The organism is Sphingomonas sp. SphC10 (assembly GCF_057004845.1).
This window is the reverse complement of sequence record NZ_CM168044.1, coordinates 2,649,178-2,675,046: the sequence shown is the minus strand read 5'-3', so window position 1 is coordinate 2,675,046 and position 25,869 is coordinate 2,649,178. Positions and strand designations below refer to the sequence as shown.

The window sequence follows — 25,869 nt, the reverse complement described above, 5'->3', positions numbered from 1 at the left end:
TGGAGGGGCTGACGGAGCGGCCACGCCCCTCCACCACGCCCTTCGGGCGCGGTCCCCCTCCCCATCTGACGATGGGGAGGAATTAGGGCGTCACAAATCCAGATAGCATTGCGCCACGGGCGCGAAGCTGCGGCGGTGGAGCGGCGTCGGGCCATGTTCGCGCAGCGCCGCCAGATGGACGGCCGAGCCATAGCCCTTGTTGCTGTGCCAGCCATAAGCGGGCCACTCCGCCGCCGCCGCGATCATCATCTCATCGCGGACATGCTTGGCGACGATCGAGGCGGCGCCGATCGCCAGCGACTTGGCATCGCCCCCGACGATCGCGGTGGCGCTGTAATCCCATTTGGGCAGCTTGTTGCCGTCGACCAGCACATGGGCGGGATGGCATCCCAGTGCCTCGACCACCGCGTCGACCGCCAGCGTCATCGCCTTCATCGTCGCCCAATAGATGTTGAGCCGGTCGATCTCCTCGGGGTGGACGATCCCGACCCCGACGACCGCGCAGCCACGAATCTCGGCACATAGGCGCGCGCGCGTCTTTTCGGTCAGCTTCTTGGAATCGTTGATGCCGGGGGGGCAGTCCCGTTCGGGCAGGATGACGGCGGCGGCGACCACCGGCCCCGCCAGCGGTCCACGACCCGCCTCGTCCACGCCGCACAGGGGGGCGGGAAAATTGTGATCGACCATGAGCGCGCTCTATCGCGGGGTGGCGGGGAAGGGAAGATGATCCTCCCCGGCACGGGGAGGGGGACCAGCCGCAGGCTGGTGGAGGGGGTGTGCCGCAAAGGTCATCCTGTGTGGGAGCCCCCCTCCGTCAGGCCTGGCGGCCTGCCACCTCCCCGTGCCGGGGAGGATAAGGCTCACCCCCAGCGCGCGGCAAAGGCGGCGGCGTCCCAGCCTTCGCGGCTGATCGCGGCGAGCAGATGGTAAAAAGGCACCATGCCCAGGCCATGCCCCATCGGCCCATGCCCCCGGCCGAGTCCCGGGGCGGCGGCGAGCGCGGCCTGGACGAAGGCGATGGCGCGGTCGACCGCGTCGGCCAGCGGCAATCCCTGGCCCAGCCCGGTCGCGATGGCGCTGGCCAGCGTACAGCCGGTGCCATGGGTCGAGCTCGTCTCGCGACGGGGATGCTGCCAGCGTTGCTCGGCCCCGGACTCGACCAGCCGGTCCTCGATCACCGGACCTTCGCCATGGCCGCCCTTGACCAGCAGGGCGCGCGTCTGGTGCCGCACCACCGCCTCGCCGCCCAGCGCCGCCAGTTCGGGAAGGTTGGGCGTGGTCAGCGCGGCCAGCCCGAGGAAACGCCGAAAGGCGGCAATCACGTCCGCATCGGCCAGCACCGACCCGCTGGTTGCGATCATCACCGGATCGAACACGACGGGCAGGTCCAGCGCCTCCAGCCGGTCGGCCAGCGCGTGGGCGGTCTCGGCCGATCCGATCATGCCGATCTTGACGGCATCCGCGCCGATATCCGCCAGCACGCTGTCGATCTGCGCCATCACCATGTCGGTCGGGACGGGGTGGACCGCCTGTACGCCCAGCGTGTTCTGCGCGGTGATCGCGGTGATCGCGGTCATCGGATAGCCGCCCAGCATCGCGACCGTCTTGATATCCGCCTGTATCCCCGCACCTCCGCCTGAATCGGAACCGGCGACGATCAGGATGCGGGGCGGGGGCGTGGCGCTCATATTTTTGTCATGCCCGGCGGGCCGGTGCCGGGCAAGCGCGACCACGCGGACAGGGGCGGTGTCCATCAGCGACATGGCGCAGAAAGGGTCGCGGAAAGAAGCACTTGGTCGCCAGAGAATGGACGGCGGCTATATGGCCTGTTCGTGACGTTTGATTTCCGGACCCCTCCGGCCCCTTCTCCTGCTGCACCGCGTCATTATTTCGGTCGCGCATCCATCGGCGTGCTTTCGCGTTGCTGCGCATCGTGGATGATGAGGGAGACCAGAGTTGATCGTCGATGCCGTACCCCGCACTCGAATCATCATCGCCGAGGTTTGGCGTCCGCTGCTGGCGCTGTTCATCTGGGACGTGATCGTCACGGTCGCCTATTATGTCCTGCCCTTCAAGGCGCCCTCGCTGCCGCTGACGCTGTTCGGTACCGCACTGGCGCTGTTCCTGGGGTTCCGCACCAATTCGGCCTATCAGCGCTGGTGGGAGGGGCGGCAGCTCTGGGGCCTGATGATCAACGCCTCGCGCAACATCGCGCGCAGTGCGCGCAACTTCCTGCCCGAACCTGAAGGGCATGACCTGAAGCGGTCGATCGTGCTGCGCCAGATCGCTTATGTGAACGCGCTACGCTGCCAGTTGCGTAAGCAGCCGGTCGATGGCGAGGTGCTGCGTTTCCTGTCGCACGGCGAGGCCGAACCCGCGCTGGCACGGACCAACACCGCCAACGGCCTGCTCGACGGTACCGGCCGCCGCATCGCCGATGCGCAGCGCCGGGGCTGGATCGACACCATCCAGCAGGCGCAGATGGAATCGGTGCTGGTCGACATCGCCAACTCGCAGGGCGGCATGGAGCGGTTGAAGAACACGCCGCTGCCCAACCAGTATCGCTTCATCCCGGCCTTTTTCACCCGGCTGTTCTGCGTGCTGCTGCCCATCGGCCTGGTCGAGACGCTGGGTTTCGCGACGCCGGTCGGCTCGTCGATCGCGGGGCTGATGTTCCTGGCCGCGCTGCAGATCGGTGACGATCTGGTCGATCCGTTCAGCGACACGGTCCACGACCTGCCGCTCAGCGCCATGTGCCGGACGATCGAGATCGACCTGCTCCAGGCGATCGGCGACCCCGCGCCCGAGCCGATGAAGCCGGTCGACGGGGTGTTGTGGTAAGCTTGTCTTATTCCTCCCCTGCAAGGGGAGGTGGCAGCGCGAAGTGCTGACGGAGGGGTGTCCCGCTATCGAGATGGCGACACCCCTCCACCAGCTTCGCTGGTCCCCCTCCCCTTGCAGGGGAGGAATTATCTCTCAAGCCGCGTTGTCGATGCCCAGTTCGCCGAGCTTGCGATAAAGCGTCGAGCGGCCGATCCCCAGTCGCCGGGCGACCTCGGTCATGCGGCCGCGATAATGGCCGATGGCGAGGCGGATGACGTCGGCCTCGATATCTTCCAGCGGGCGGAGATGCCCGTCGGGGCGGAACAGGCTGACCCCGCCATTGAGGCTTCCCGCCGTCGCGCCTGTCGTGGCGGAGGGGCGATCCCCCAGCGAGGCGATCTGCGGGAAATCGGCGGTGGTCAGCGCATCGCCCTCGCACAGCACGGCGGCGCGGAAGAGCGCGTTCTGCAACTGACGGACATTGCCCGGCCAGTCGTAACGGCGGAGCAGGTCGAGCGCGTCCTCGGTGATGTCGAGCTGGCGTAGGCCCGGCTGCTGCGCGATGCGGTCGAGCAGATGGCGGGTCAGCGCGGCGATGTCGTCGGCGCGCTCGCGCAGCGGCGGCACGGCGACATGGGTGACGTTCAGCTTGTAATACAGGTCCTCGCGGAAACGCCCGGCCTCGACCGCCTCGACCAGCCGTACGTCGCTGGCCGCGATGATCCGCACATCGACCTCGCGCGCATGGCGGGCGCCCAGCGGCAGGATCGCGCCGGTCTGGAGCGTGTCGAGCAGCCGTGCCTGGGTTTCGGGCGGCATTCCCGACACTTCGTCGAGGAACAGCGTCGATCCATGCGCCTCGACCATCTGGCCGATGCGCCGTTCGAACGCACCCGCAAAGGCGCCTTCCTCATGGCCGAAAATCACGCTGTCGAGTAGGTTGGCCGCGATCGTCGAGCAGTTGACGCCGATCATCGCCCGCTCGGCACGGGGCGAGGCGGCGTGGATCGCCATGGCGAGCGATTCCTTGCCGACGCCGCCTTCGCCCTCGATCAGGACGGGGGCACGGGTGCGCGCGGCCTTGGCGGCGACGGCCAGCGCGGCGCGGAAGTCGGGGGCGTCGCCGACGATCTCGTCAAAGGCGAGAAGGGCGGGAATCTTCTCGGTCAGCGGGCGAAGCTCACCGCTGGTCTGGCCCGCGACACAGGCCTCCAGCGCGGCGAGCAGCCGTTCGGGGGCGAGCGGCTTGACCAGGAAGTCGGTCGCACCGGCGCGGATCGCCGCCACCGCCTGCGCCACCGAATCATTGGCGGTCAGCATCAGGATGGGCAGTTCGGGGCGAAGGGCGTGGCAGTCGGCGATCAGCGCGGTGGCGTCGGTGCCCGGCGCCCAATGGTCGATCAGCACGGCGTCCAGCTCGCGCCCCTGTGCCGAACCCAGGACCGAGGCCGCCATGTCCGCATCCGTCGCGAACAGCGTGCGCCATCCGCCGCGCTGCGCCAGCGCCGCGATCAGGCGTTGCTGTGCCGGCTCGTCATCGATCAGCAGCAGCAAACGTTGGCCGTTGCGCGTCATAGCTTGTCCTGTAACCCCTATTCGCCACTGTATAGCGCAACTTTGTTAAAATCCGCGTTAATTCGGGACAATCCCTTTTGCCATAGGCTGGCCCCGGATCATTTTTGAGATGGTTGGCGGATCACGCCGAAAGCGGCACGGATCCGCGCCGGTCGTTTCGGGGTTGATCCCGGCGGTCCGTCGAATAAGCTCCGACAGGTTCATGCGGCGCGGGTCACGGCGGCAGGACGATAGCGGAGGTGAGGATCATGGCGGGCAACGATACCGGCATCAACAACGGCCCCGGCGGCATGAAGGCGCATGTCGCCACCTATGACCTGATGATCGGCATGCTGAAATGGGGCGCGGTGGTCGCCGCCATCCTAGTGGCGATCGTCCTCTGGCTGATCGCCTGATCCGGTGGCCCTGCGCATCGCGGTGCTGCGCGAAACCGCAGCCGACGAGGCCCGCGTCGCCGCCACGCCGGAAACCGTCAAGAAGCTGACCGCGCTGGGCGCGACGCTGGCGGTGGAGCGGGGCGCCGGGCTCGGGGCGGGCATCGCCGATAGCGATTACGAGCAGGCGGGCGCGCAGCTCGGCGAACGCGCCGGGGTGCTGGCGGGGGCGGCGATCGTCCTGGCGGTGCAGGCGCCCGAACCCGCGACGCTGGACGGGACCGCGCCGGGTGCCTGGGTGATCGCGGCGTTCGATCCCTTCCGTCGCGGTGACATGGTTGCGGCCTATGCGGCGGCGGGGCTGGAGGCGATGGCGATGGACTGGATGCCGCGCATCACCCGTGCGCAGTCGATGGACATCCTGTCGTCCCAGTCGAATCTGGCGGGTTACAAGGCGGTGCTGGAGGCGGCGAGCGCCTATGGCCGCGCCTTTCCGATGATGATGACGGCGGCGGGGACGATCCCGGCAGCCCGCGTCTTCGTGATGGGTGTCGGCGTGGCGGGGCTCCAGGCGATCGCGACCGCCCGGCGATTGGGCGCGCAGGTGTCGGCCACCGATGTCCGCTCGGCCACGAAGGAGCAGATCCAGTCGCTCGGCGCCAAGCCGATCTTTGTCGAGGGCGTGGCGGGCATCGAGGGCGAGGGCACCGGCGGCTATGCGGGCGAGACGAGCGAGGACTATCGCCGTGCGCAAGCCGAACTGGTCGCCGGGCATATCGCAAAGCAGGATATCGTCATCACCACCGCGCTGATCCCCGGCCGCCCCGCGCCCAAGCTGGTGACGGACGCCCAGATCGCGACGATGCGGCCCGGCAGCGTCATCGTCGACCTGGCGGTCGAGGCGGGCGGCAATGTCGAGGGCGCGGTGCCGGGCGAGGTTGCCGAGCGACACGGCGTCAGGATCATCGGCCACCGCAACATGCCCAGCCGCCTGGCGGCCGATGCCTCGGCGCTGTTCGCGCGCAACCTGCACAATTTCCTGGCGGCCTTCTGGGACAAGGAGGCCGGGCGTCCCGTGCTGGACGCCGAGATCGGCGACGCGATCCGGCTGACCCGCGGCGGCCAGGTGGTGAACCCGAGGTTGTCGCAATGATCCTCCCCGGCACGGGGAGGGGGACCGGCGAAGCCGGTGGAGGGGGCATTCGGCAAATGCCTCGGCCCGAAGTAGCGCTGGCACGCAAGCTGCGACGGACGATGACATTGCCCGAAGTCATGCTCTGGCAACACTTGCGCGGTTCGCCGGATGGTATGCGGTTCCGGCGACAGCATCCCATAGGCTGCTATGTAGCCGACTTCTTTTGCGCCAAGGCGCGCCTGATCGTCGAAGTCGACGGCGCCATACATGGCGTCGAGGCACGGCCTATTCGCGACACGGCGCGTGACCGATATTTGAACGAAAACGGGTACAGGGTCATGCGGATCGGAGCCGCCGATATCCTGCGCGATGCCGAGGCGGTTGCCGCCTCGATCGTCTCGCTGGCGGCGGCCCCCCTCCACCACTCGCCTGCGGCGAGCGGTCCCCCTCCCCGTGCCGGGGAGGAATAGCATGGACTTCATAGCGATCCTGTCGATCTTTGTGCTGGCGTGTTTCGTCGGCTATTATGTCGTCTGGTCGGTGACGCCCGCGTTGCATACGCCGTTGATGGCGGTCACCAACGCCATCTCCTCGGTCATCATCGTCGGGGCGCTGATCGCCGCCGCCGCCTCTTTGGGCGCGACGGGATCGGGCGTGGCCAAATGGCTGGGGCTGGCGGCGGTGGTGCTGGCCAGCATCAACATCTTCGGTGGCTTTGCGGTGACGCAGCGCATGCTCGCCATGTACCGCAAGAAGGAGAAGCGCTCGTGATCGCCCCAGTGTCACCTGCGCTGCCACCCGCGCCGCTTGCCCCTGCGGTAGAGGCCGTTGCCACGAACCCCTTCGTTTCGCTCGCCTATCTGGTAGCGGGGGTATGCTTCATCCTGGCGCTGCGCGGGCTGTCCAGCCCGACGACCAGCCAGCGGGGCAATCGCTTCGGCATGATCGGGATGGCGATCGCGGTCGTCACGACGTTGGTGACGCACGTGCCATCGATAGGCTCCGGTTGGACGACGGCATGTGAAATTGGAGGGGCCATTTGCCCCTTTGGTTCTCAGATTGATTGGGTCGCCGTTCTCGAAATTCTCGCCGCCATCGGCCTCGGCGCAGCAATCGGCATCACCACCGCCCGCCGCATCGCAATGACCGCGATGCCGCAGCTGGTCGCCGCCTTCCACTCGCTGGTCGGCCTCGCCGCCGTCGCGGTCGCCTGTGCCGCCTTCCTGAACCCGGTCGCCTTCGACATCGCCGACATGGTGGTGCCGATGATCGGCCAGCCCTTTGCCAGCATCCATGTCGTCAGCCGGGTCGAAATGGCGCTGGGCGTGGCGATCGGTGCGATCACCTTTTCCGGCTCGGTCATCGCCTTCCTGAAGCTCAACGGCAATATGGGGGGCAAACCGATCCTGCTGCCCGGCCGCCATGCGCTGAACGCGGGGCTGTTGGGCGCGATCGTCATCCTGGTGGCGATGTTCACGCGGGATCAGTCGCCATGGATCTTCTGGACGATCACCATCCTGTCCTTCGTGATCGGCTTCCTGCTGATCATTCCCATCGGCGGCGCGGACATGCCGGTCGTGGTGTCGATGCTGAACAGCTATTCGGGCTGGGCCGCCGCCGCGATGGGCTTCACGCTCCACAACAGCGCGATGATCATCACCGGCGCGCTGGTCGGCAGCTCGGGCGCGATCCTGTCCTATATCATGTGCCGGGCGATGAACCGCAGCTTCATCAGCGTGATCGCGGGCGGCTTCGGCGCCACCGATGCGGGAAGCGCCGGCGGCGGGGCGGCGGTCGACCGCCCGTGGAAGCGCGGCAGCGCCGAGGACGCGGCCTTCCTGATGAGCCAGGCCGAACAGGTCGTCATCGTCCCTGGTTACGGCATGGCGGTGGCTCAGGCGCAGCATGTCCTGCGCGAGATGGGCGACCTGCTCAAGAAGGAAGGCGTACGGGTCAAATACGCCATCCACCCGGTCGCGGGGCGGATGCCCGGCCATATGAACGTGCTGCTGGCCGAGGCGAACGTGCCCTATGACGAGGTGTTCGAGCTGGAGGACATCAACGCCGAATTCGCGCAGACCGATGTCGCCTTCGTCATCGGCGCGAACGATGTGACCAACCCGGCGGCCAAGACCGACAAGTCGTCGCCCATTTACGGCATGCCGGTGCTCGACGTGGAAAAGGCCAAGACGGTGCTGTTCATCAAGCGTTCGATGGGCGGCGTCGGTTATGCGGGCGTCGATAACGAGCTATTTTATCGCGACAACACCATGATGCTTCTGGCGGACGCCAAGAAGATGGTCGAAGAGATCGTCAAGGCACTCGGCTGAGTGTCCGATTCGGACTGACGTCGACTCCCGGACGTCGGTCGGGGTTGCATCGGCGCATGGGCGAAGGGGCGGGGGCCCCGCGCCCGTTGCGCTGATCGCGGCCATGACGATGGACCAGCCCGCAAGGCTGGCGGCGGGGGACGAGCGTGGACGAACAGGATCTTTACGGCACCGGCTTTGCGGTCGTGGTGATCGGCGTGCCCGCGCTGGCGCAGGCGGCGGGCGATCTGGTCGGGCAGGCGGGCGGCCGGATGCTGCGCCATATCGCCTGGCCGGCGGTGGCGGAGGAGATCGGGCAACAGGCGGGGCGGCCGCTGCTGCTGGTCGACACGCACGGCGCGGAGGTGGCGACGATGGAGATCGCGCTCGCCCGCATCGACGCGGTCGCCACCGCGCTGGACCTGCCCATCGTGGTCAGCATGGCGACGGGCGATATCGATCTGGTCGCCGCGATGCTGATCGGCCCGCGCGTGGCGATGCTGTGCGACGCCAGCCCGCTGGAACTGGTCGCCGCGCTGGCGGTGGCGGGGGCCAGCCATGGCGGCGCGGCGCTGCTCCACGCCTATGTCCGCGAGGGCGAGTCCGAACGGCTGCGCAAGTTGAACGCCGAGGTCGCACGCATCGCCGAGGCACTAACCAGGCTGTCGGTGCAGGAGGACGAGGACCGGCGCGGTGGCGTCGGCGACCGGCATCAGAGCTTCCACGCCGCCCCGCCGCGCGCCCAGCCGGGCGATGCCGAACGGGTCCGCCGGATGATCCGCGCCCGGCGGCTGCGCGACGGGTTTTTCGAGGGCAGGCTGTTCGAGGAACCGGCCTGGGACATGCTGCTCGACCTCTATGCCGCGCATCTGGAGGGAACGCGGGTGTCTGTGTCCAGCCTGTGCATCGCCGCCGCCGTCGCGCCGACCACCGCGCTGCGCTGGATCGGCAAGATGACCGAGGCGGGGCTGTTCGCGCGCCAGCCCGATCCCGCCGATCGCCGCCGCGCCTTCATGGTGCTGACCGATCGCGCGCAGGAGGGGATGCGGGGCTATCTGAACGCGCTGAACCGGATCGGCGGTGTCTAGGTCTATCCCGCCAGTGCCCAGCGGATCGCGCCGCCCAGTCCGCGCGTGCCCGCCCGGATCGCCGGTCTGACCGCGCCGTAACCGTCCAGCCCATGCAACCGCGCCGCCCAGTCGGGGAGCAGCGCGATACCCGCCTGGGTCAGCCAATTGCTGACCGGCGCGAGGGCGGGGGTGGGTGCTGGCTGGTTGAGCAGGGTGCGCGCCACCGCCCGCGTCCGCGCATCGACGCGCAGTTCGGGGCGGATCGAATCCAGGAAGCGCGCCAGCTGCTGCCGGGTCTCGGGCACCTGCTCGGCCCCCAGCCGCTGGGCGATCGTCGCCATTTCCGCCAGATAGCGATCCGCCTCGGCATCGGAGAAATCGGGATCACGATAGGTGCGATGCGCACGTAGGAAGCTGTCGACTTCGGCGGCGTGGACGAAGGTCAGCAGATGCGGATCGTTCGCCGCATAGGGCGTGCCGTCGGGCAGGGTGCCGCCAACCCGGTCATGCACCGCCCGCACGCGCGCGATCATCCGCTCGGCGGCCTCGGTCGCGCCATAGGTGGTGACCGAGATGAACCCCGCCGTCCGCCGCAGCCGCCCGGCCATGTCGCGGCGGAAATCGCTATGGTCCCACACGCCTGCAAGGGCGGCGGGGTGCAGCATCTGGACCAGCAGCGAGGCGATCCCGCCCGCCATCATCGCGGTGAAGTCGCCATGCACGACCCAGGTCGCGGAGCCGGGGCCGAACAGCCCGTCATCTCCTGGCGGCCGGGTCAGGTCGAGCTGACGGCTCCCGACCACGTCGCGTATCTGGTCGGCGATCTGGCGGCGGACAGGAAGCATGGGGGGAGAACGCGCCGGGTAGCGGGGCGTTGCGTGGGGGCGGACGTTCTTAGCCCCCACGCCCGTTCGCACTGAGCGAAGTCGAAGTGCACGCCCCGCGCTTGCGGCGAGGCCGATTCCGTGGCCTTCGACTTCGCTCAGGCTGAACGGGGCGGGGGGCGAGTGGGTGGCTCGCCGTCCATCCGCCGCTTACCCCCGCTTGGCGGCCTCCCAGGCGGCGATCTCCTCGGGGAAGCGTCGCTCCACCACCATGTCACGCGCCGTTTCGCTGGCCAGGTCGACCGTCACCGACCCCGCCCATTCATAGGTCGCATTGCCCGACAGCGTGACCATCCCGTCCTCGCCCGCAAAGGCGCGGACCAGGCCGCCGCGATTGAACACCACGGTCGGCGCGTCCCAGGCGATCCGCCCGGTCAGGCATGCGGCATAGGTCGACGCCGCCATCGCGCTGCCGCAGCTGTCGGTCAGGCCCACACCGCGCTCGAAGGTACGGACGAACAGCGAGTCCCCGCGCACCTCGACGAAGGACACATTGGCGCGGTTGGGCAGCCAGTCGGGCGCCGCCTCGCAGATTTCGCCCAGGCGGACGAGTTCGGCTTCGTCCACCGTCTCGACGAAATGGACGAGATGCGGGTTGGGCATGGTGACGGCGGTGAAGCACTTGTCCGCATCGAGCATGGGCAGCACCGCCTCGACCAGTCGCTCGGGGGCACCATGGATCGGCCAGGCGGCGGTCGACAGTCCGGCAGGGCCCGCCGTCTCGCGCACCGTATAGACGCCGGGTGCGAGGTCGGCATCGTGGACCGCATCGGCGTGCGATGTCTTCAGTCGTACGGTGGCCGCCGCGATCCCCAGCGCCTCGAACCCCGCGCGCGCGACGCAACGCACGCCGTTGAGGCAGGTCTCCGCCTCGCTGCCATCGCTGTTGCGCATCACCATGCCGAACGCCGCGCGTTCGTCACCCGGGACCAGCAGCAGCAGCCCGTCGCCGCCCACCGGCCCCGCCCGGTCGGCCAGCGCACGCGCGACGCCCGCCCATTCGGCCTCGGAAAGCGACAGGTCGCGGGCGTCGATCATCGGGAAATCATTGCCCGATCCATGGCATTTGACGATCGCGAACCGCATGGCGATAACTCCGACAGGACAGGATGTGGCGCTTAGCCCAGCCGGACCGGGTTCGCCAGATGGGCGGGCCATATGGATGGGGCCGGGCCGTCGGGTCGAAAAACGGAAGGGGAAGAGGGGGATGATTACCGCGATCCGCGAGGTGCGCCGGGCCAAGGGCATGACCCTGGACGATGTCGCCCGCGCCTGCTCGCCCCCCACCACGCCGCAGACGATCGGGCGGCTGGAGATGGGCACGCGCACCGTCTCGCTGCCTTGGCTGAACCGGATCGCCGCCGCCCTGGGCTGCACGCCCGCCGATCTGGTGACGTTGCCGATCCGCGAGACGCTGCCGGTCGCGGCGTTGCTGGGACCGCGTGGCGCCGTGGCGCCGCGCAGCGCCCGCTCGGTCTCGCCGCCCTGTGCGACGCCGGGGATGCTGGCGGTGACGGTCAGCGGCGCGGTCGGCGATTACCGCGCGGGCGATGAGCTCTGGTGCGAACCGCTGGCCCCCGATAGGTTCGCCGATGCCATGAATCGCGATATCCTCGTGCCCCGCGCCGCCGGTGGCTATGTCTTTGCCCGGCTGGCGGGCGTGATGCCTGACGCGCTGCGCCTGTTGCCGCTGGAGCCCGGGGCGGCGGGGGTGACGGTGTCCGCGCCCGCCTGGATCGCGCGCGTGGCGCGGCTGGTGCGCACGCTGTGATCCGCGCCATCCTGCCATTGGTCCTTGCGCTGGCAGGGCCCGCCGCCGTGCCGCAACAGGCGACGCCCGCCCCCGCCGCGCCGACCCCGCCGCCGATCGAAAAGCCCGTGCTGGTCCATGCCTTCCCCCACGATCCGACAGCCTTCACCGAAGGGCTGCTGATCGCCGACGGCACGCTGTACGAAAGCACCGGGCGTGAGGGGGAGAGCTTTATCCGCCAGGTCGATCTGGCCACCGGCAAGACGCTGCGCCGCGCGACCGTGCCCGATGGCCTGTTCGGCGAGGGCATCGTCGCCTGGGGGGCGGAACTGCGCAGCGTCACCTGGCATGGCGGACGCGGTTTCCGCTGGAGCCGCCCGGCGCTCAAGAAGCTGGGCGAGTGGCGCTATGACGGCGAAGGCTGGGCGATGACCGATGACGGGCATCACATCATCCTGTCGGACGGTACGCCGCGCCTGCGCTTCCTGGACCCCGCCACGATGAAGGTCGTCCGCACGCTGGACGTGACGGTGAACGGACGGCCGCTGCGCAATCTGAACGAGCTGGAATATATCGACGGGCAGGTCTGGGCCAATGTCTGGATGACGCCCTATATCGTGCGGATCGATCCGGCGACGGGCGTGGTCGCGGGCGTCGTCGACCTTAGCGATCTGGTCGCGCGCGTCGGGCTGACCGATCGGGATTCGGTGGCCAACGGCATCGCCTATGACCGGGCCAGGCATCGCATCTTCGTGACCGGCAAGAACTGGCCCGAGCTGTTCGAGATTCGCCTGCCCAAGGCGGCGCGCTGATCCCGGTCAGTCGGTATCGCCCCGCCCGGCCAGCCGCCCATCGGCCGCACGATCGTGCAGCCCGGGGTCGTCACGCCCAAGGGCGATATCGTGGCAAGTCCGACGAAGCCCGTCGGGCTCCATGACATGTGCGTGTCCCCCAATCCGACGGATAAAGTGTTGGATACGGCGGATGACTGGAGCGTTACCGTAGTATATTGGTATAAATATAACATGGATTATAGCGTTTAAGGCCGCCATGATCCGATCGTCATGCAATCCCGCCATGCCCCTCGTTCACGGGGTGATGCGCGGGGCAGGTGGATAAGGGAGCGCAGTTTCTTGCCGACCAGTACTCGTTTTGTCGTCTCGCTGCATATGCTCGCGCTGATGGCGGAGCATGGCGATACGCCGCTGCGCTCCGAGGATATCGCGGTCAGCGTCAATTCCAACGCGGCGGTGGTCCGCGCGCTGCTGCTGCGGCTGGCGGCGGCGGGGCTGACCCGGTCGCAACTGGGCAATCGCGGCGGGGCGATGCTCGCCAAGCCGTCGTCCGACATCAGGCTGGTCGATGTGTATCAGGCGGTGGAGGACCGGAACTTCTTCGCCTTTCATCGCCAGCCGCCCGAAGGCGAGGGGATGATCGACCGGCATATCACGTCCAGCCTGGAATCGATCCTGACCCCGGTGCGAGAGGCCCTGGAGAACAAGCTGGCCGGGCTGACGCTCGACGACGTGCTGGACGATATCCGTGCAAGGGCCGGTAGCGATGGGGCAGGGTCAGACGAGATTCAAATCGGCCGGGCGAGTGTTGGGGAACAACGTCGCGAGGCGGTCGCCTGACAGGCCGAACTGCCGCTGGACCAGCCCGCCGATCATCGCGCGGTAATCGGTCAGCACCGGCAGATCGCGATCCTGGTTGAGCGTGGCGGCGGACAGGGCGACCTGTTCGCCCGCCATGCGCCCGCCCGACACGCCGCCGCCCAGCACCCAATAGATGCTGCCATGGCCGTGATCGGTGCCCCGATCGCCATTTTCGCGGAAGGTGCGGCCGAACTCCGACACGACGACGACCGTGGTGGTGCGCCATGCGTCGGGCCCGATCGCCTGGGCGAAGCTGGCAAGGCCCCGTCCCAGATCGCCCATCCGGTCGGCGAGATAGCCGGTCGCGCCGCCCTGGTTCACATGCGTGTCCCAGCCGCCGACATCGACGAACGCCAGGTTGAACCGGTCGCGCATCAGCGTGCCGATCCGCTGCGCCGACAGCGCAAAACCCTTGGCGGAGACCGCGCCGCGACTGGCGGCCTTCATCTCCTGATCCAGCGTCTTGTAGACGGTGTCGCGCACGGTGAAGCCTTCGCTGACCGAGCGGGCGAGGTCGGGGTGTCCGGCATACATGCTCTGGATCAGAGCGGCCTGGCGCTGGTCGATCGGCTTGCCGACATTGGCGAGTGCCAGATTGGGGATCGGGTCCTCGCTGCCCCGAAAGCATAACGGCAGCTGGTCGGTAAAGGCGATCGGCCGCTCGCCCGTGCCCAGGATATCCGCCAGCCGCGCCATGAAGCCCGAGCCGTAATCGCGGTGGCCGCCGACCGGCTGGCCCAGCTCGATCGTGTCCTGGGTCTCGAAATGGCTGCGGCTCATATCGTCGGTGCCCGCAAAGGGTATGAAAGCGATCTGCTTGGCCTGCCATAGCGGCAGGATCGAGTCCTTGAGCGCCGGGTGCAGCGCCCAGTCGGCATCGAGCGGCAACGGCGCGTTCGGGTTGGCCGGATCGGGTTTGGGCAGTGCGATGGTCGGGCGCGACTGGCGGTAGAAGTCGCTGGTGCTGGGCACGACGATGTTCACCGCGTCATAGGCGCCGCGCAGGAACACGACCAGCAACCGGCTGCCCGCCTGCGGCGCGGCAAAGGCACGGCCCGCCATCACCATGGGGGCGAGCGCGGCGGCTCCGCGCAAGAGGTCACGGCGATGAAGATGGGGGAACATCATGCGATCCTCCTATCGGTGCATGAATTCGGGTGAGGAGAAATAGAGCGCGTTCCACTCCGCCGGGGACCGCGCCTGGCCGAGTGCCGCGAGTGTCGGCTTGCCCAGCATCGGCATCCGCGCGGCGAGGATGGGAGAATCCTTCAGCATCGGCGGCGGGGAAGGCGGGGGCGGGGTGCCCGGCGCGGCATCGGCGGGCTGGAATAGCCGCGCCGCACCACTGCCCAGTTGCCGCGCGATGTCGAACCGCGTCGCCATCTGCCCCGGCGCTGCCCAAGCCGCGCTCGACAGGTCGTAACCATCGGGCGTCTCGTGATCGTACAGACCTTCCCCCATCTGGCGGATCCAGCCGACCACCGGCTGCGCATTGGTGATCGCCCGGTCACCATAAGCCAGCCGCACCGCCGACAGCGTATAGCCGACCGGGTCCTTGAAGCCCTTGCCCAGCGAGCCCGAAAATTCGCGCGACCGGATCATGGTCTTCAGCACCTCGGCGATGTCGCCATGGCTCTGGCGGAATTTCGCCGCCATCCGGTCGACCAAAGCGGGCGGTGGATTGTCGCCCATGAAATAGGTCGCCAGTTTCAGGCTGACATGATGTGCGGTCGCCGGACTCTCGGCGATCAGGTCCAGCGCTTGCTCGACCTCGGCGAAGCCCGACCCGGTGATGGTGTGGCCCAGGAAATGCTTGGTGCCGAAATCATGGCGGGCCGGATTGAACTCGAACAGGCCCGCGCGGATGTAGAGCGGCTGAAGCTCGGGCTTCAGTTTCGGCGCATCGGGTTTCTGGTCGATGCCGACCCCGGTCAGGATGCGCGCCAGTTCCTGCACATCCTGCTGGCTGTATCCCGACCCGACGCCCATGGAGTGCAGCTCCATGATCTCGCGCGCATAATTCTCGTTGATCTTGCCTTTGGCGTTCTGGTCGTTGTCCAGATAGCGCAGCATCGCCGGGTGGCGCAGCGTCGCCTCCAGCAGGTCGCGATACCGGCCCAGCGCGTGGGCGCGGATCGTTTCCTCATAATCGCCGACCATCGCGCGGATGTCGCGCTTGGCCGCCTGCACGTTGAAATGGTTGAACCAGAACCAGGTCATCCGCTCGCGCAGCTGGTCGGGCGCATAGAGCGCGCGCAGGACGAAGCGTTGCCGGGCTTCGTCGGCCAGGCCGTTCATCGCCTTCTGATAGGCTTCGCGGGCGGCTTTTTTCTGGTCGGGGTCGGCGATCGCCTTGAAATCGCGTTGCATCGCGTCGGTCTCGACGACGAGCGCGGCGACGCGCTCCCGGGAAATGCGCATCGCGTCGATCTGCGCCTGGACGGCGGGGGGCAGGGGGGCGGGCTGGTCGTCAAACTGACGCCGCAACCAGGCATCGCTGCCCGGGGCAGGCCCGGTTTCGGGCGCGGCCGACGGCCCCCAGCCGAGCCGTTCCGCCCAGGCCGCGTCACGCGCGGGGTCGGCGGCATAGGCCGGAACCGGGGCCATCAGCGCCATCATGCCGATCCAGGAAGCGATCCGCGCCACGCCTCGCTCTCCATTTCCGCCTGCCGCCAACGGGTTGGGCGCAGGCTTCTTCGGAGATCACTATGTCGTCGGGAGGCTGAACCCCGGCTTGCCCGGAGATGAAAAGGACGTCAGCGGCCCTCCATCAATCCTCCCCGCTCGGCGGGGAGGGGGACCAGCGAAGCTGGTGGAGGGGGGAGTGCCGTAGGAGATGTCCTATGAGGAAATCCCCCTCCGTCAGCGCTTGCGCGCTGCCACCTCCCCGTGCCGGGGAGGATTTTACTTCGGCAGCTTGCAACCCACCGGCTGCGTCACCGGGTTGCACCGCTCCATCACCCCGCCCGTCAGCGTTACCGTGAAGCCCCGCTGCCACGCCCGCGTCGGTGCGCCGGGATAATAGTCGGTCGACACCGCCTGCGCGCCGCTGTCGATCGCGGCCTGTTGGCGGGCATGATCGTTGGCGCGGGCTTCGACCGTGTCGGCGTCGCTGCGGGTGCGGACGATAAAGCCCTGTTTCACCCACTCCCTGATCTTGGCCCCGTCGGTGCGCGGGTCACCGGCGATCTCGACCGACGCCTCGGGCTGGTCGGTGTCGTACCAGCCGAAGATCGGGCGGCCTTTGAGCGAAGGATGCCCGGCGCGGTAACGGTCTGACACATCGCTGGGGGTATCGAGGACGAAGTAGATTTTCCCGCGCGCCTGCTCCAGCGTCGGCCAGCCCTTGGTCGTGACGGCTTCACGCAAGGTCTTCGCATTGCCGCGCACGTCATCGGGCGTGATGATCCGGTCGGGCTTCAGCACGTCGCGGATTTCCGAATCCAGCGCGTCGAGCAGCGGCGCGGTCAGCGGCAGCGGATCGGTGACGCCGGGCTTGTTGATCGGCCGGTCGGCGGCGTTGATCGTCACCATGATCGGCACGTGGCGCGGATGCGCGCGCGACCAGGCGTCGATCTGGCCGATGCACTGCTTGAACGTGCCGCAGGAGCGGTAGTCGACTTCGGGAATGTGAAAGACCTTAAAGCCGGGCTTCAGCATGGCGGCCTCGTCGAAGCCGGTCTGCTGGCCCGCCGCCTTGGCCAACGTCTCGCCCTTGGGATGGGCGAAGCGCCCGCCCTCGGGATCGGCGAAGATGTCGATCTCCAGCTGGCGCACGCCCCGGTCGAGCTGCTGTGCGAGCGTCAGGTGATCGTAATCCAGCGCGGCGGCAAGCTTCGGGTCACGCCGCTCCAGTTCGGCGAAGACCGCAGACGCGATCCGCTTCTTATAGCTGTTGTGCGATCCGACGACCTGGATGTCGTTCATCCGCAAGCCTGCTTGCGGTGCCGGAGCGGCGGCGGTCGCGAGGACCGCCGCCAGGGTGAGGAAAGCCTTCATCAGAACTCCGCCCGGATGCCGAACAGGATCGTCCGGCCGTAATAGTTGATCTCGCCGAAGCGCAGAGCATTGTCGTTATAGGTATCCTGATGCGCGCCCGCGATGTTGATCGCCTCCAGGCTGAGCGTCAGATTGTCGGCGGCGCGCACCGACAGCTGGCCGTCGAGCGAACCGAAGGCGGCGACGTAAGTGGGCGCCTGCACCGTGCTGCCCGTGCTCGACAGATATTTGTCGCGCCAGACATAGGAGAGGCGCGCCGACAGCGGCCCCTTGTCGTAGAAGCCGACCAGGTTGAAGCTGTTCTTCGACAGGCCGATCAGCTGATCCTTGATGGTGCGCGACCCCGCCGTGTAATCGGCCTTCACTTCCGTGTGGGTGTAGGACCCCTGCACGCCGAAGCCGTCGAACGGTTCGGGCAGGAAGGTGAAGACCTGGCTATAGGCTGCTTCCGCGCCATAGACCTTGGCATTGCCGCCATTGACCGAGCTGGACAGCCGGACGGTGCCGCGACCCGGAATATTGATCTCGGTATTCGACTGGGTGATGTAATTGTCCATCGCCTTGTAGAAGACCGCACCCGACAGCATGCCCGAGGGCGCGAAATACCATTCCAGCGACCCGTCGAACTGGGTGGCGAGGAACGGCACCAGCTGCGGGTTGCCGCCGCTGGCGGTCGGCGCGTCGGTCGACACGGTGATGCGCGGCGCGGTGTCGGTGACGTTGGGACGGGTCAGCACCCGGCTGGCGGCGAGGCGACCGACCAGTTTCTGCGACAGGTCGGCGCGCAGGTTGAAGCTGGGCAGGACGTTGTTGAACGTCTTGGGGTAGCTGACCGGAGTGGCGAGATTGCCGCTGGTCAGGGTGCCGCTCGCCACCTGATCGGTATGGACATAGCGGACGCCCAGATTGCCGGTGACGGGCACCGCGCCCGCATCGAACTGGTAATCGGCGCGGACATAGGCCGCCGCAATCTTTTCCGACACGACGAAGGATGAACGGCGGTCGCCATTGGTGATCGGCTGCGCCTGGATGGCGGGGGTGAAGAAATTGCCGACATAGGCCTGGCTGACGGGCACCAGCCAGTTGCGGAAGCCGTTGCCCGACACGCCGGACAGGAAGTCGTCATAGGGAAGCTGCTGATACGCGCCCGCGCCCAGGTTGGTCAGCGGCTGGTTGGTCGCGGTGTCGATCAGGTAATCGCGGCGGAAATAGTCGCGCTTGCGCCAGTGATATTCGCCACCCGCCTGCAGCTTCGACAGGAAACCGTCGAAATCATGACCGATATCGAGGCGCGAATAGAAGTCCCAGTCCTTGCTGTCCTTCGGTGCGATGTTGAACTGGAACAGCTTGTAATTGGCCGGGTTGGTGACATCGACCGGCGTGGTGAAGGTCGGCACCGACTGGTAACCGGCGCTCGCGTCATAGGTCAGCGGCGCGACGAAATAGGCGCGGCTGCGCACCGTGCCGGTGCGGTAATCGGGGTGATAGCTGTGCGCCGCCGACCAGTTGACGTTGGCGGTGACATGCCAGCGATCGGGGTTCCACGTCTGCTTCAGCCCGACGGTCAGCAGGTCGTGGCGGTTGAGGCTGTATTCGCGCGTGCCCATGAAGCGGACATTGTTGATCGTCGCCTTGGTGATCGTATCGCCGACGACCGTATAGCCCGGCTGGATCTGCGCCGGGGGGCCGCCCGCCGTGCCGCCGTCATAGGGATAGATGTCGAGGCCGAACTCGTCATAGGCGACGTCGAGGCGCGTCGCGACCACGTCGAGCGTCGTCTGGAGGTCGGGCGTCGGCTGCCACTGCGCCGACACGATGCCGGAGATGCGCTTGCGATCCTCGGTCTCGACGGTCGGACGGGTGCGGGTCGGCGAGTAGAGACCGGCGGGAATGCCGCCCTTGTTGGCCGCCGTGTAGCGGTCGGTCAACCAGCCGAAATTCATGAAGCGGTCGTTGCGGACCGTCTTGCCCCAGTACTGCGCGCCCGCCAGGATGCCGAAGGTGCCGTCGCCGTTCTTCGCGCTGGTCAGCACGGTGACGTTGGGGCGGACATCCTTGGTCTGGGTCGTATAGGTGCCGCGAATGTTGACGGTCGTCTTGTTGCCGACCTCCAGCGGGCGGAAGGTCTTGACGTCGATATTGCCGCCCAGCGCGCCTTCGCTCATGTCGGCGGTCGGCGTCTTCACCACGTCGATGCTCGAGGTGAATTCGGCGGGCAGCATCTCGAAGCGGAACTGACGCCCGGCGGCACCACCATTCTCGATCAGGTCGTTCAGCGCGACGGTGCGGCCGTTCATCAGCGTGTTCTGGAACTGCGGCCCCAGGCCACGGACGCTGACATACAGGCCCTCGCCGCGCGGGCGGGTGATCGCCACGCCGGGGACAAGCTGCAATGCTTCGGCGACGTTCTGGGTCGGGAACTTGCCGATATCGGTCGAGCTGATCGAGTCGACACCATAAGCGGCACGGCGCTTGGTCTCGATGCCTGCCGCCAGGCTGCGCGCATAGGTGCCGTTGACGACGATATCCTCGCCCATGGCGTCGGCATCGGTCGCCTGCGCGGCCTGCGGCGCGGCGGCGGTGGCGCCTGCCCCTGCACCTGCACTGTCCTGCGCATGGGCGGCGAGCGGGCCCGTCACCAGAATAAGCGAAACCGATGCCTTCAGCAGGCCGCGAAACGTCAGCATGTCTTGATCCCCCATCGGCTGTCTTGCCGGTTCGGCGGGGGCGTTAGGATCGGTCGGTGTCAGCTTGGCGTAAAATTGATGACGACTGTGTGAAACAGGCTGAACGGGTCAGAAAGTCATCAGAATGATGCGGGAATGGTGGGTGATGATCCGAACGGCTTGATTCCTCCCCGGCAAGGGGAGGAATTTTCCGCATCAGTCCACTCTCGCCTGCGGCATGGTCTGGGTGCCGGTCACCTGCGGGCTCAACCGGCCGATGGTGCGCGCGGTGCGTTCGGGATCGCGGAGCAGGACGCGGCCCGATTTCCACATCAGGTCGCCGTCGCGCCGCGCCTGCTGGATCATCCGGTTGACGTGCACCGGGGTCAGGCCCAGCGCATCGGCCAGCATTTCCTGGGTCAGCGGCATCTCGAAACTGCCGCCCACGGTCAGCCCGGCGAACGACAGCCGCTCATAGATTTCGAGCAGGAAATCGCTGATCCGCTCCTGCGCGTTCAGTCGGCCGAGCTGGACGACATGGCCCAGCAGATAGGCCTCATCCAGCGCCTCGCCGACGGCATAGGCCTGGGCCAGTCCCGATCCGGCGGGGGCGGCGGGGGCGGGGCAGGCGACGCATTCGGTGATGGCCACCACCGTCGCGGAGGCGATGGGGTGCGCATGATGCGTCGAACCGATGACGTCGCCCGGCAGGTAGAAGCTCATGAACTGCCGCCGCCCGTCGGGCAGGATCCGCACCCGCGCGGCCCAGCCCTGCAACAGCAGCAGCGGGTCGGCCACCGGGCGGCCGATCGTCTGGAAGGTGTGGCGCACCGGATAGGTCAGCGCCCGGTCGGCGGCGGTGTCGAGCAGCGTGAGGTCCGCGTCGGCCAGCGGCGTCAGCGCGGTCAACCGACGGATCGCGGCGGCGGCAATCCCCTCGGACGCGGCGGCCGAGGACGGGGAGGACGACAGGGCGGCGGAGGAAGAGGTCATGCGCATCCTTTGTCGGGTATCAGGGCGCCGATCGCGCGGATGATGCGGTCGGGCTGGAACGGCTTGGCGACGATCGAGGCCGATCGATAGGGGGCGGGCAGTGCCCATTCGTCATAGCCGGTCAGGAAGGTCCAGGGCACGTCGCGCGCCGACAGGCAGTCCGCGATTTCGAAAGCACGTTCGCCCGCCAGATTGACGTCGAGCACCGCCGCGTCGAGCGGCTGGTTCTCGGCAAGGTCGAGCCCCTGTTCCAGCGTGGCGACGGGGCCGACCACGATGGCGTCGGCGGCGCGCAACGCCCGCTCCAGGTCGCGCGCAATGAAATACTCGTCCTCGACCACGAGGATACGCTTGTCGGCCAGCGGCGATCGGCGGTTCATCCCTCGGTGCTCCGGTTCAACGCGTCGGCGTCATCTGCAGCCCATGGTAGCGTTATCACACATAGGACGCCGCCACCGCGAAATTCCAGTCTGGTCCGTGCGCCCAGCCCATAAGGCAAGGCCTCGCGGATCAACTCGGTCCCGAATCCCTGACGTACAGGCGGTACCGGCATTGCTGGTACACCCGTTTCATCCCATTTTACAATCAGTTCGCATTCGCTATTTGATTTAAGTTCGATCGCCCACGCGATCGACAACCGTCCGGCGGGATGGCGCAGCGCCCCATATTTCAGGGCATTGGTGGTCAGTTCGTGGATCGCCAGACCCATGGTTTCCGCCGTATCCGCGGGCAGCGAGATGTCCGGCCCTTCGATCGACAGCCGGTCGTCCTCGATAGCGCCCACACCCAATAGCTCGTCGCGGATCAGGTTTTCCAGGTCCACCCGGCCCGACCGTGTCTGCGTTGCGACCACCTGGGTACGCGCCAGCGAGTCGAGCCGTCCGCGGAAATGATCCGAAATCTCGTCGATCGGCCCGCCGCTCTCGACGGTGCGGGTGAAGATCGAACGGACGATGGTCAGGATGTTGCGGACCCGGTGCTGCAACTCGGCGACCAGCGTCTCCTGCCGCTCGCGAAGACGGCGCAGCGTGTCGATATCGGTCGAGGTGCCGAACCATTCGACGATGGTGCCGTGATCGTCGCGCACCGGCGTCGCGCGCGTCTTGAACCAGCGATAGCGGCCGGTCTGGCCATGGCGCAGCCGCCCCTCCATCGCCAGCTCGCCATGCTCGCCCGCGCCGTTCCAGAAACGCCGCGCGGCATCGCGGTCGTCGGGGTGGACGGCGGCCAGCCAGCCATGGCCTAGGCTTTCCTCGACGCTGAGCCCCGTCATGGCGACCCATTGCGGGCTGACCCAGGTCCATTGCCCGTCGCGCGTCGCCGTCCAGACCAGTTGCGGGATACCCTCGATCAGGCTCAGCAGCCGCCGCTGGCTGGCGCGCGAGGCCACCTCGGCCCGCTTGCGCAACAGGGCCTGGACGATGGCGGGGGCCAGTTCCTCGGCGATGGCGCGTTCGCGCTCGGTAAAGCCGGTGGGATGGTTGCCCAGGGCGAACATCGCGAAGGTCTCGCCATCGCGGCGCAGTGGCACGCCCAGGAAGTTGCGCAACATGGGATGACCCTCCGGCGTGCCCACCCGGTCGGGGTGGTTGGCGGGGTCGTTCACGATCATGCTGCGATCCTGAAGGATCACCTGGCCGAAAATGCCGTGGATCTTCATGCCGTTGGGCAACTGGCGCTGGCTGAAGTCGGGATCGTCGCCCGCATAGGCGGCCCAGCCGCGCTCGCTGATCGCGATATGATCCAGCCGATCATGCGAGTCCCGCCGCTCGCCGAAAAAGCTGAACGCCGCGCCGGTCAGGTCCTCGGCCACCGCCAGGCACAGCTGGCCCAACTCCTCTTCGGTCGAGGCGCGCAGCGCTTCCTGCAGGATGCGGTTGATCCCCGCCAGCACATGCGAGTCATGCGGCAGCGGCCCCCTGGGGGGAGCGGACAAGGGCGTTTGCCCATGAAGGGAGGCGAGTTCAGTCATGCGCGAAATGGTCCGATCGGCGTCAACGATCCCGGCCGGTGCGGGCTCCCCGATACACACGATTTCGGATCAACTGGCAAATGTCCGGGATGGGCCGAATGGGATGGAGGAACCGTCAGCCTCTCGCCTGACCGGCGGCGGGGGGTTATGAGCATGCCCCATGTCCCGGTCCTCTTTTACGCTGTCCTGTCCCGCGCCCTCCGCTGTCCTGCGCTTCCTAGTCCTGGCCTGCATCATGGTCGGGCTGGTCGGAACGGGCATGCCGGTGTCGGCGCAGGGCAATCCGGCGGCGGCCTCCGCCACCCGTATCGCCGAGGCCGAGGCCGAGGTGCGCGCGGTCGACCGGGCGCTCGACTCCAAGGTCGATGATGACGACCGGCGCGAACTGCGCGACCGGGCGCAGGGCGCCAAGGACTCGACCGACCAGGCGGTGTCCGACCTCACCGAGCAGCTGGCGCTGGTGAATGCGCGGATCACCGGGCTGGGCACGCCGACGCCCGGTGAGGCGGAGGCCCCCGAGCTGGTCGCGCAGCGCAAGGCCCTGTCGCTGCTGCGCTCGACCATCGACGCGGCGATCAAGCGCGGGCGGCTGGCGGGGGTCGAGGCGGGGCAGCTGGTCGACGAGATCGACCAGAGCAAGGCCGCGCAGTTCAACGAGAAATTGTCGTCCAAGGCGCCGTCGCCGCTGAGCCCCGCCTTCTGGACCATCGTGCTGGAACAGGCCCCGCGCGACTGGCGGCGGGTCGGGCTGTTCCTGAAACAAGGCGGCGAACAGATCGCGCAGCAATGGCGCGGCGGCATCCCGTGGCAGGCGCTGCTGGGCTTTGCCTTGGCGGTCATCCTGATCGGCCCGGTACGGCTGGGCGGACACCGGCTGGCGCAGCGCCGCCTGATCGCCGAGGCGCCGCCCAGCCGGGTGCGGCGCTCGGCCTATACCTTCTGGCGGGTGGCGGTGGGCACGCTCTGCCCGCTCGCCGCCGCCTTCGTCTTCGTCCAGGGGCTGCGCTGGGCGGGGTTGTTGCCGCAACGCTGGACGAGTTTCCTCGACGGTTTCGTCTTCGCCTCGGGCGTGGCGGGATTCACCGCGGCGGTGACCGGCGCGGTCCTGATGCGCAGCCAGCCCTCGTGGCGGATCGCGCCGCTCGACAATGAAACGGCGCAGCGGCTGCGGCCTTTGTCCTGGGGCCTGACCCTGCTGACCTTCATTACCACGATGGTGATGTCGTTCGAGGGCGCGATCGGCAGCAGCCGCAGCGCGGTGATCGCCAGCCAGGCGGTCGAGGCGCTGCTTCACCTGTTGCTGATCGTCGCGACCCTGGTGGTGCTGGGCCAGTTGCGTGCCCGCCGCGTCGCGCAGGAGGATGCCGCGACCCATGCCGGGGTCAGTGCGGGACTGAGCGTCGCGACGCTCATCGCCTGGATCGCGGTCGGCGTGGCCGGGCTGGCGCTGCTGGTCGGCTATATCTGGTTCAGCTGGTTCGTCGCGCTGATGATCGGGTGGACGGTGCTGCTCGGCTCGGCGCTCTATCTAATGCTGGTGGCCGCCGACGATATCGCGACCTCGGTCTTCGTACGCGACAGCAAGGTCGGCGTGACCCTGACCCGCGCGCTGGGCGTGCGCGGCAGCATGATCGACCAGTTCGGGCTGGTCCTGTCGGGCATGATCCGGCTGGTGCTGGTGCTGCTGACCCTGGGTGTGCTGCTCCAGCCGTTCGGGGCGAGCGGCGATCCGGGGGCGGTGTTCGACCAGATCACCAGCGTCGCCGACGGGGTCAAGATCGGCAATGTCTGGATCTCGCCCGGTGCGATCCTGCGCGGGCTGGTGGTGCTGTTTGTCGGGCTGGGGCTGGTGCGCCTGTTCATGCGCTGGCTGGAGCAACGCTATCTGCCCGCGACCGATCTGGACGGGTCGGGGCGCAACTCGGTCAGCCTCGTCGCGCGCTATATCGGCATCGCGCTGGCGGTGATCTGGGCGCTGGCATCGCTGGGCATCGGGGTGGAGCGGATCGCGCTTCTGCTGTCCGCCTTGTCGGTCGGCATCGGCTTCGGCCTTCAGGCGATCACCCAGAATTTCGTCTCCGGCCTGATCCTGCTGGCCGAACGGCCGATCAAGATCGGCGACCTGATCCGGGTCGGCACCGACGAGGGCGACGTCAAGCGGATCAGCGTGCGCTCGACCGAGATCGAACTGGCCGACCATTCGACGCTGATCGTCCCCAATTCCGAGCTAATCACCAAATCGGTGCTCAACAAGACGCTCGCCGGGCCGCTGGGGCGCGTCCAGATCCAGTTCTCGGTCCCGATCGAGACGGATGCGGATATGGTCCGGGGCATCGTGCTCGACTGTTTCACCGCCGAGGAGGCGGTGCTGGCCGATCCGGCGCCCAAGGCGTTCATCGACTCGATCGTCGACGGGCGCATTCATTTCAACTGCTTCGCCCATGTCGAAAGCCCGCGCGCGGCCTATGGCACGCGCAGCGCGGTGCTGTTCGCGTTGCTCGCGGCGCTCCGGGACAAGGATATCGAGATCGGCACCCTGCCGCAGAAGATGGAACTGGTGCGCCATGGCGGGACGGCCAGCCCGGCTGCGCCTGCGCCGCCAGGCCAAGATGAAACCAAGATGAAATGAACAAGTTGGCATTGGTCATAGAAAGGTAACACCAG

The 25,869-nt window shown here is 67.7% G+C and carries 23 protein-coding genes; 11 read left to right on the top strand and 12 right to left on the bottom strand.

Going from position 1 to position 25,869, the window contains the following annotated elements; all coding sequences use genetic code 11:
• Positions 1 to 90: 90 nt before the first annotated feature.
• Positions 91 to 687 (bottom strand): ribonuclease HII, encoded by a 597-nt coding sequence (rnhB, locus tag ACWKSV_RS12130; RefSeq protein WP_191864647.1) that lies wholly within the window; start codon positions 685 to 687, stop codon positions 91 to 93.
• 173 nt (positions 688 to 860) lie between these two features.
• Positions 861 to 1,688, bottom strand: coding sequence for a bifunctional hydroxymethylpyrimidine kinase/phosphomethylpyrimidine kinase (thiD, locus tag ACWKSV_RS12125; RefSeq protein ID WP_056436400.1), 828 nt, complete (start codon positions 1,686 to 1,688; stop codon positions 861 to 863).
• A gap of 268 nt (positions 1,689 to 1,956) precedes the next feature.
• Here thiD and ACWKSV_RS12120 point away from each other — a divergent pair, with 268 nt between their 5' ends.
• On the top strand, positions 1,957 to 2,841 hold the full coding sequence (locus tag ACWKSV_RS12120) for a bestrophin family protein (RefSeq protein WP_056435713.1): 885 nt from the start codon (positions 1,957 to 1,959) through the stop codon (positions 2,839 to 2,841).
• A 135-nt stretch (positions 2,842 to 2,976) separates the two neighbouring features.
• Here ACWKSV_RS12120 and ACWKSV_RS12115 read toward each other — a convergent pair whose 3' ends face one another.
• Positions 2,977 to 4,398: a sigma-54-dependent transcriptional regulator gene (locus ACWKSV_RS12115; protein WP_076714024.1), complete on the bottom strand. Its 1,422-nt coding sequence runs from the start codon at positions 4,396 to 4,398 to the stop codon at positions 2,977 to 2,979.
• Between the two features lie 248 nt (positions 4,399 to 4,646).
• On the opposite strand from ACWKSV_RS12115, the gene ACWKSV_RS12110 reads away from it, so the two are divergent.
• The 6 genes from ACWKSV_RS12110 (at position 4,647) to ACWKSV_RS12085 (ending at position 9,304) form a co-directional block, all read left to right on the top strand.
• Positions 4,647 to 4,793, top strand: a complete 147-nt coding sequence (locus tag ACWKSV_RS12110; protein WP_042485366.1) for an aa3-type cytochrome c oxidase subunit IV — start codon at positions 4,647 to 4,649, stop codon at positions 4,791 to 4,793.
• A 10-nt stretch (positions 4,794 to 4,803) separates the two neighbouring features.
• The gene (locus ACWKSV_RS12105; RefSeq protein ID WP_076717728.1) at positions 4,804 to 5,925 is read left to right on the top strand and encodes an NAD(P) transhydrogenase subunit alpha; all 1,122 of its coding nucleotides are present in this window, start codon (positions 4,804 to 4,806) and stop codon (positions 5,923 to 5,925) included.
• Between the two features lie 119 nt (positions 5,926 to 6,044).
• Complete coding sequence (locus ACWKSV_RS12100; protein WP_237243580.1) at positions 6,045 to 6,377, top strand: endonuclease domain-containing protein; 333 nt, start codon at positions 6,045 to 6,047, stop codon at positions 6,375 to 6,377.
• Between the two features lies 1 nt (position 6,378).
• Entirely contained in the window at positions 6,379 to 6,678 is a 300-nt protein-coding gene (locus tag ACWKSV_RS12095; protein ID WP_076714022.1) for a proton-translocating transhydrogenase family protein, read from the top strand.
• 20 nt (positions 6,679 to 6,698) lie between these two features.
• Positions 6,699 to 8,237, top strand: a complete 1,539-nt coding sequence (locus ACWKSV_RS12090; protein WP_076717726.1) for an NAD(P)(+) transhydrogenase (Re/Si-specific) subunit beta — start codon at positions 6,699 to 6,701, stop codon at positions 8,235 to 8,237.
• A 146-nt stretch (positions 8,238 to 8,383) separates the two neighbouring features.
• Positions 8,384 to 9,304, top strand: a complete 921-nt coding sequence (locus ACWKSV_RS12085) for a winged helix DNA-binding protein (protein ID WP_076714020.1) — start codon at positions 8,384 to 8,386, stop codon at positions 9,302 to 9,304.
• Positions 9,305 to 9,306: 2 nt separating this feature from the next.
• Here the strand turns inward: ACWKSV_RS12085 and ACWKSV_RS12080 are convergent, their stop codons facing one another.
• Both ACWKSV_RS12080 and dapF read right to left on the bottom strand, forming a co-directional pair.
• Complete coding sequence (locus ACWKSV_RS12080; protein ID WP_076714018.1) at positions 9,307 to 10,131, bottom strand: oxygenase MpaB family protein; 825 nt, start codon at positions 10,129 to 10,131, stop codon at positions 9,307 to 9,309.
• Between the two features lie 189 nt (positions 10,132 to 10,320).
• Positions 10,321 to 11,256: a diaminopimelate epimerase gene (gene dapF / locus ACWKSV_RS12075; RefSeq protein WP_076714017.1), complete on the bottom strand. Its 936-nt coding sequence runs from the start codon at positions 11,254 to 11,256 to the stop codon at positions 10,321 to 10,323.
• A gap of 121 nt (positions 11,257 to 11,377) precedes the next feature.
• Between dapF and ACWKSV_RS12070 the strand changes: the two genes are divergently transcribed.
• The 3 genes from ACWKSV_RS12070 (at position 11,378) to ACWKSV_RS12060 (ending at position 13,554) form a co-directional block, all read left to right on the top strand.
• Positions 11,378 to 11,941 carry a helix-turn-helix domain-containing protein gene (locus ACWKSV_RS12070; protein WP_056435693.1) on the top strand — a complete coding sequence of 188 codons (564 nt, stop codon included), beginning with the start codon at positions 11,378 to 11,380 and terminating at the stop codon, positions 11,939 to 11,941.
• Positions 11,938 to 12,732, top strand: coding sequence for a glutaminyl-peptide cyclotransferase (locus ACWKSV_RS12065; RefSeq protein WP_237243468.1), 795 nt, complete (start codon positions 11,938 to 11,940; stop codon positions 12,730 to 12,732). The genes ACWKSV_RS12070 and ACWKSV_RS12065 overlap by 4 nt, the downstream gene beginning before the upstream one ends.
• A 321-nt stretch (positions 12,733 to 13,053) precedes the next feature.
• On the top strand, positions 13,054 to 13,554 hold the full coding sequence (locus ACWKSV_RS12060; protein ID WP_083706509.1) for an Rrf2 family transcriptional regulator: 501 nt from the start codon (positions 13,054 to 13,056) through the stop codon (positions 13,552 to 13,554).
• On the opposite strand, the gene ACWKSV_RS12055 is transcribed toward ACWKSV_RS12060, so the two are convergent.
• The 7 genes from ACWKSV_RS12055 to ACWKSV_RS12025 form a co-directional block, all read right to left on the bottom strand.
• Entirely contained in the window at positions 13,492 to 14,703 is a 1,212-nt protein-coding gene (locus ACWKSV_RS12055) for a DUF1501 domain-containing protein (protein ID WP_237243467.1), read from the bottom strand. The two genes, ACWKSV_RS12060 and ACWKSV_RS12055, sit on opposite strands and share 63 nt — an antisense overlap.
• 9 nt (positions 14,704 to 14,712) lie before the next feature.
• Positions 14,713 to 16,221: a DUF1800 domain-containing protein gene (locus ACWKSV_RS12050; RefSeq protein ID WP_237243465.1), complete on the bottom strand. Its 1,509-nt coding sequence runs from the start codon at positions 16,219 to 16,221 to the stop codon at positions 14,713 to 14,715.
• 258 nt (positions 16,222 to 16,479) lie between these two features.
• The gene (locus tag ACWKSV_RS12045) at positions 16,480 to 17,574 is read right to left on the bottom strand and encodes a phosphatidylinositol-specific phospholipase C1-like protein (RefSeq protein ID WP_237243464.1); all 1,095 of its coding nucleotides are present in this window, start codon (positions 17,572 to 17,574) and stop codon (positions 16,480 to 16,482) included.
• A complete protein-coding gene (locus ACWKSV_RS12040) occupies positions 17,574 to 20,261 on the bottom strand; it encodes a TonB-dependent receptor (RefSeq protein WP_483666802.1) in 2,688 nt (895 codons plus the stop codon). The genes ACWKSV_RS12045 and ACWKSV_RS12040 overlap by 1 nt, the downstream gene beginning before the upstream one ends.
• A gap of 195 nt (positions 20,262 to 20,456) precedes the next feature.
• The gene (locus ACWKSV_RS12035; RefSeq protein ID WP_083706720.1) at positions 20,457 to 21,233 is read right to left on the bottom strand and encodes a Crp/Fnr family transcriptional regulator; all 777 of its coding nucleotides are present in this window, start codon (positions 21,231 to 21,233) and stop codon (positions 20,457 to 20,459) included.
• Positions 21,230 to 21,613, bottom strand: coding sequence for a response regulator (locus ACWKSV_RS12030; RefSeq protein WP_056435683.1), 384 nt, complete (start codon positions 21,611 to 21,613; stop codon positions 21,230 to 21,232). Before ACWKSV_RS12030 ends, ACWKSV_RS12035 begins: the two co-directional genes overlap by 4 nt.
• Complete coding sequence (locus ACWKSV_RS12025) at positions 21,610 to 23,169, bottom strand: sensor histidine kinase (RefSeq protein WP_168371529.1); 1,560 nt, start codon at positions 23,167 to 23,169, stop codon at positions 21,610 to 21,612. Before ACWKSV_RS12025 ends, ACWKSV_RS12030 begins: the two co-directional genes overlap by 4 nt.
• A 196-nt stretch (positions 23,170 to 23,365) precedes the next feature.
• On the opposite strand from ACWKSV_RS12025, the gene ACWKSV_RS12020 reads away from it, so the two are divergent.
• Positions 23,366 to 25,834 carry a DUF3772 domain-containing protein gene (locus tag ACWKSV_RS12020; protein ID WP_335695357.1) on the top strand — a complete coding sequence of 823 codons (2,469 nt, stop codon included), beginning with the start codon at positions 23,366 to 23,368 and terminating at the stop codon, positions 25,832 to 25,834.
• The last annotated feature ends 35 nt before the right edge of the window (positions 25,835 to 25,869 follow it).

Excerpts from the sequence above, each read along its gene's own strand:
- rnhB (WP_191864647.1), bottom strand. The coding sequence starts at position 687 with ATGGTCGATCACAATTTTCCCGCCCCCCTGTGCGGCGTGGACGAGGCG.
- thiD (WP_056436400.1), bottom strand. The coding sequence starts at position 1,688 with ATGAGCGCCACGCCCCCGCCCCGCATCCTGATCGTCGCCGGTTCCGAT.
- ACWKSV_RS12115 (WP_076714024.1), bottom strand. The coding sequence starts at position 4,398 with ATGACGCGCAACGGCCAACGTTTGCTGCTGCTGATCGATGACGAGCCG.
- ACWKSV_RS12110 (WP_042485366.1), top strand. The coding sequence starts at position 4,647 with ATGGCGGGCAACGATACCGGCATCAACAACGGCCCCGGCGGCATGAAG.
- ACWKSV_RS12100 (WP_237243580.1), top strand. The coding sequence starts at position 6,045 with ATGCTCTGGCAACACTTGCGCGGTTCGCCGGATGGTATGCGGTTCCGG.
- ACWKSV_RS12095 (WP_076714022.1), top strand. The coding sequence starts at position 6,379 with ATGGACTTCATAGCGATCCTGTCGATCTTTGTGCTGGCGTGTTTCGTC.
- ACWKSV_RS12080 (WP_076714018.1), bottom strand. The coding sequence starts at position 10,131 with ATGCTTCCTGTCCGCCGCCAGATCGCCGACCAGATACGCGACGTGGTC.
- dapF (WP_076714017.1), bottom strand. The coding sequence starts at position 11,256 with ATGCGGTTCGCGATCGTCAAATGCCATGGATCGGGCAATGATTTCCCG.
- ACWKSV_RS12070 (WP_056435693.1), top strand. The coding sequence starts at position 11,378 with ATGATTACCGCGATCCGCGAGGTGCGCCGGGCCAAGGGCATGACCCTG.
- ACWKSV_RS12055 (WP_237243467.1), bottom strand. The coding sequence starts at position 14,703 with ATGATGTTCCCCCATCTTCATCGCCGTGACCTCTTGCGCGGAGCCGCC.
- ACWKSV_RS12045 (WP_237243464.1), bottom strand. The coding sequence starts at position 17,574 with ATGAAGGCTTTCCTCACCCTGGCGGCGGTCCTCGCGACCGCCGCCGCT.
- ACWKSV_RS12040 (WP_483666802.1), bottom strand. The coding sequence starts at position 20,261 with ATGCTGACGTTTCGCGGCCTGCTGAAGGCATCGGTTTCGCTTATTCTG.
- ACWKSV_RS12035 (WP_083706720.1), bottom strand. The coding sequence starts at position 21,233 with ATGACCTCTTCCTCCGCCGCCCTGTCGTCCTCCCCGTCCTCGGCCGCC.
- ACWKSV_RS12030 (WP_056435683.1), bottom strand. The coding sequence starts at position 21,613 with ATGAACCGCCGATCGCCGCTGGCCGACAAGCGTATCCTCGTGGTCGAG.
- ACWKSV_RS12020 (WP_335695357.1), top strand. The coding sequence starts at position 23,366 with ATGTCCCGGTCCTCTTTTACGCTGTCCTGTCCCGCGCCCTCCGCTGTC.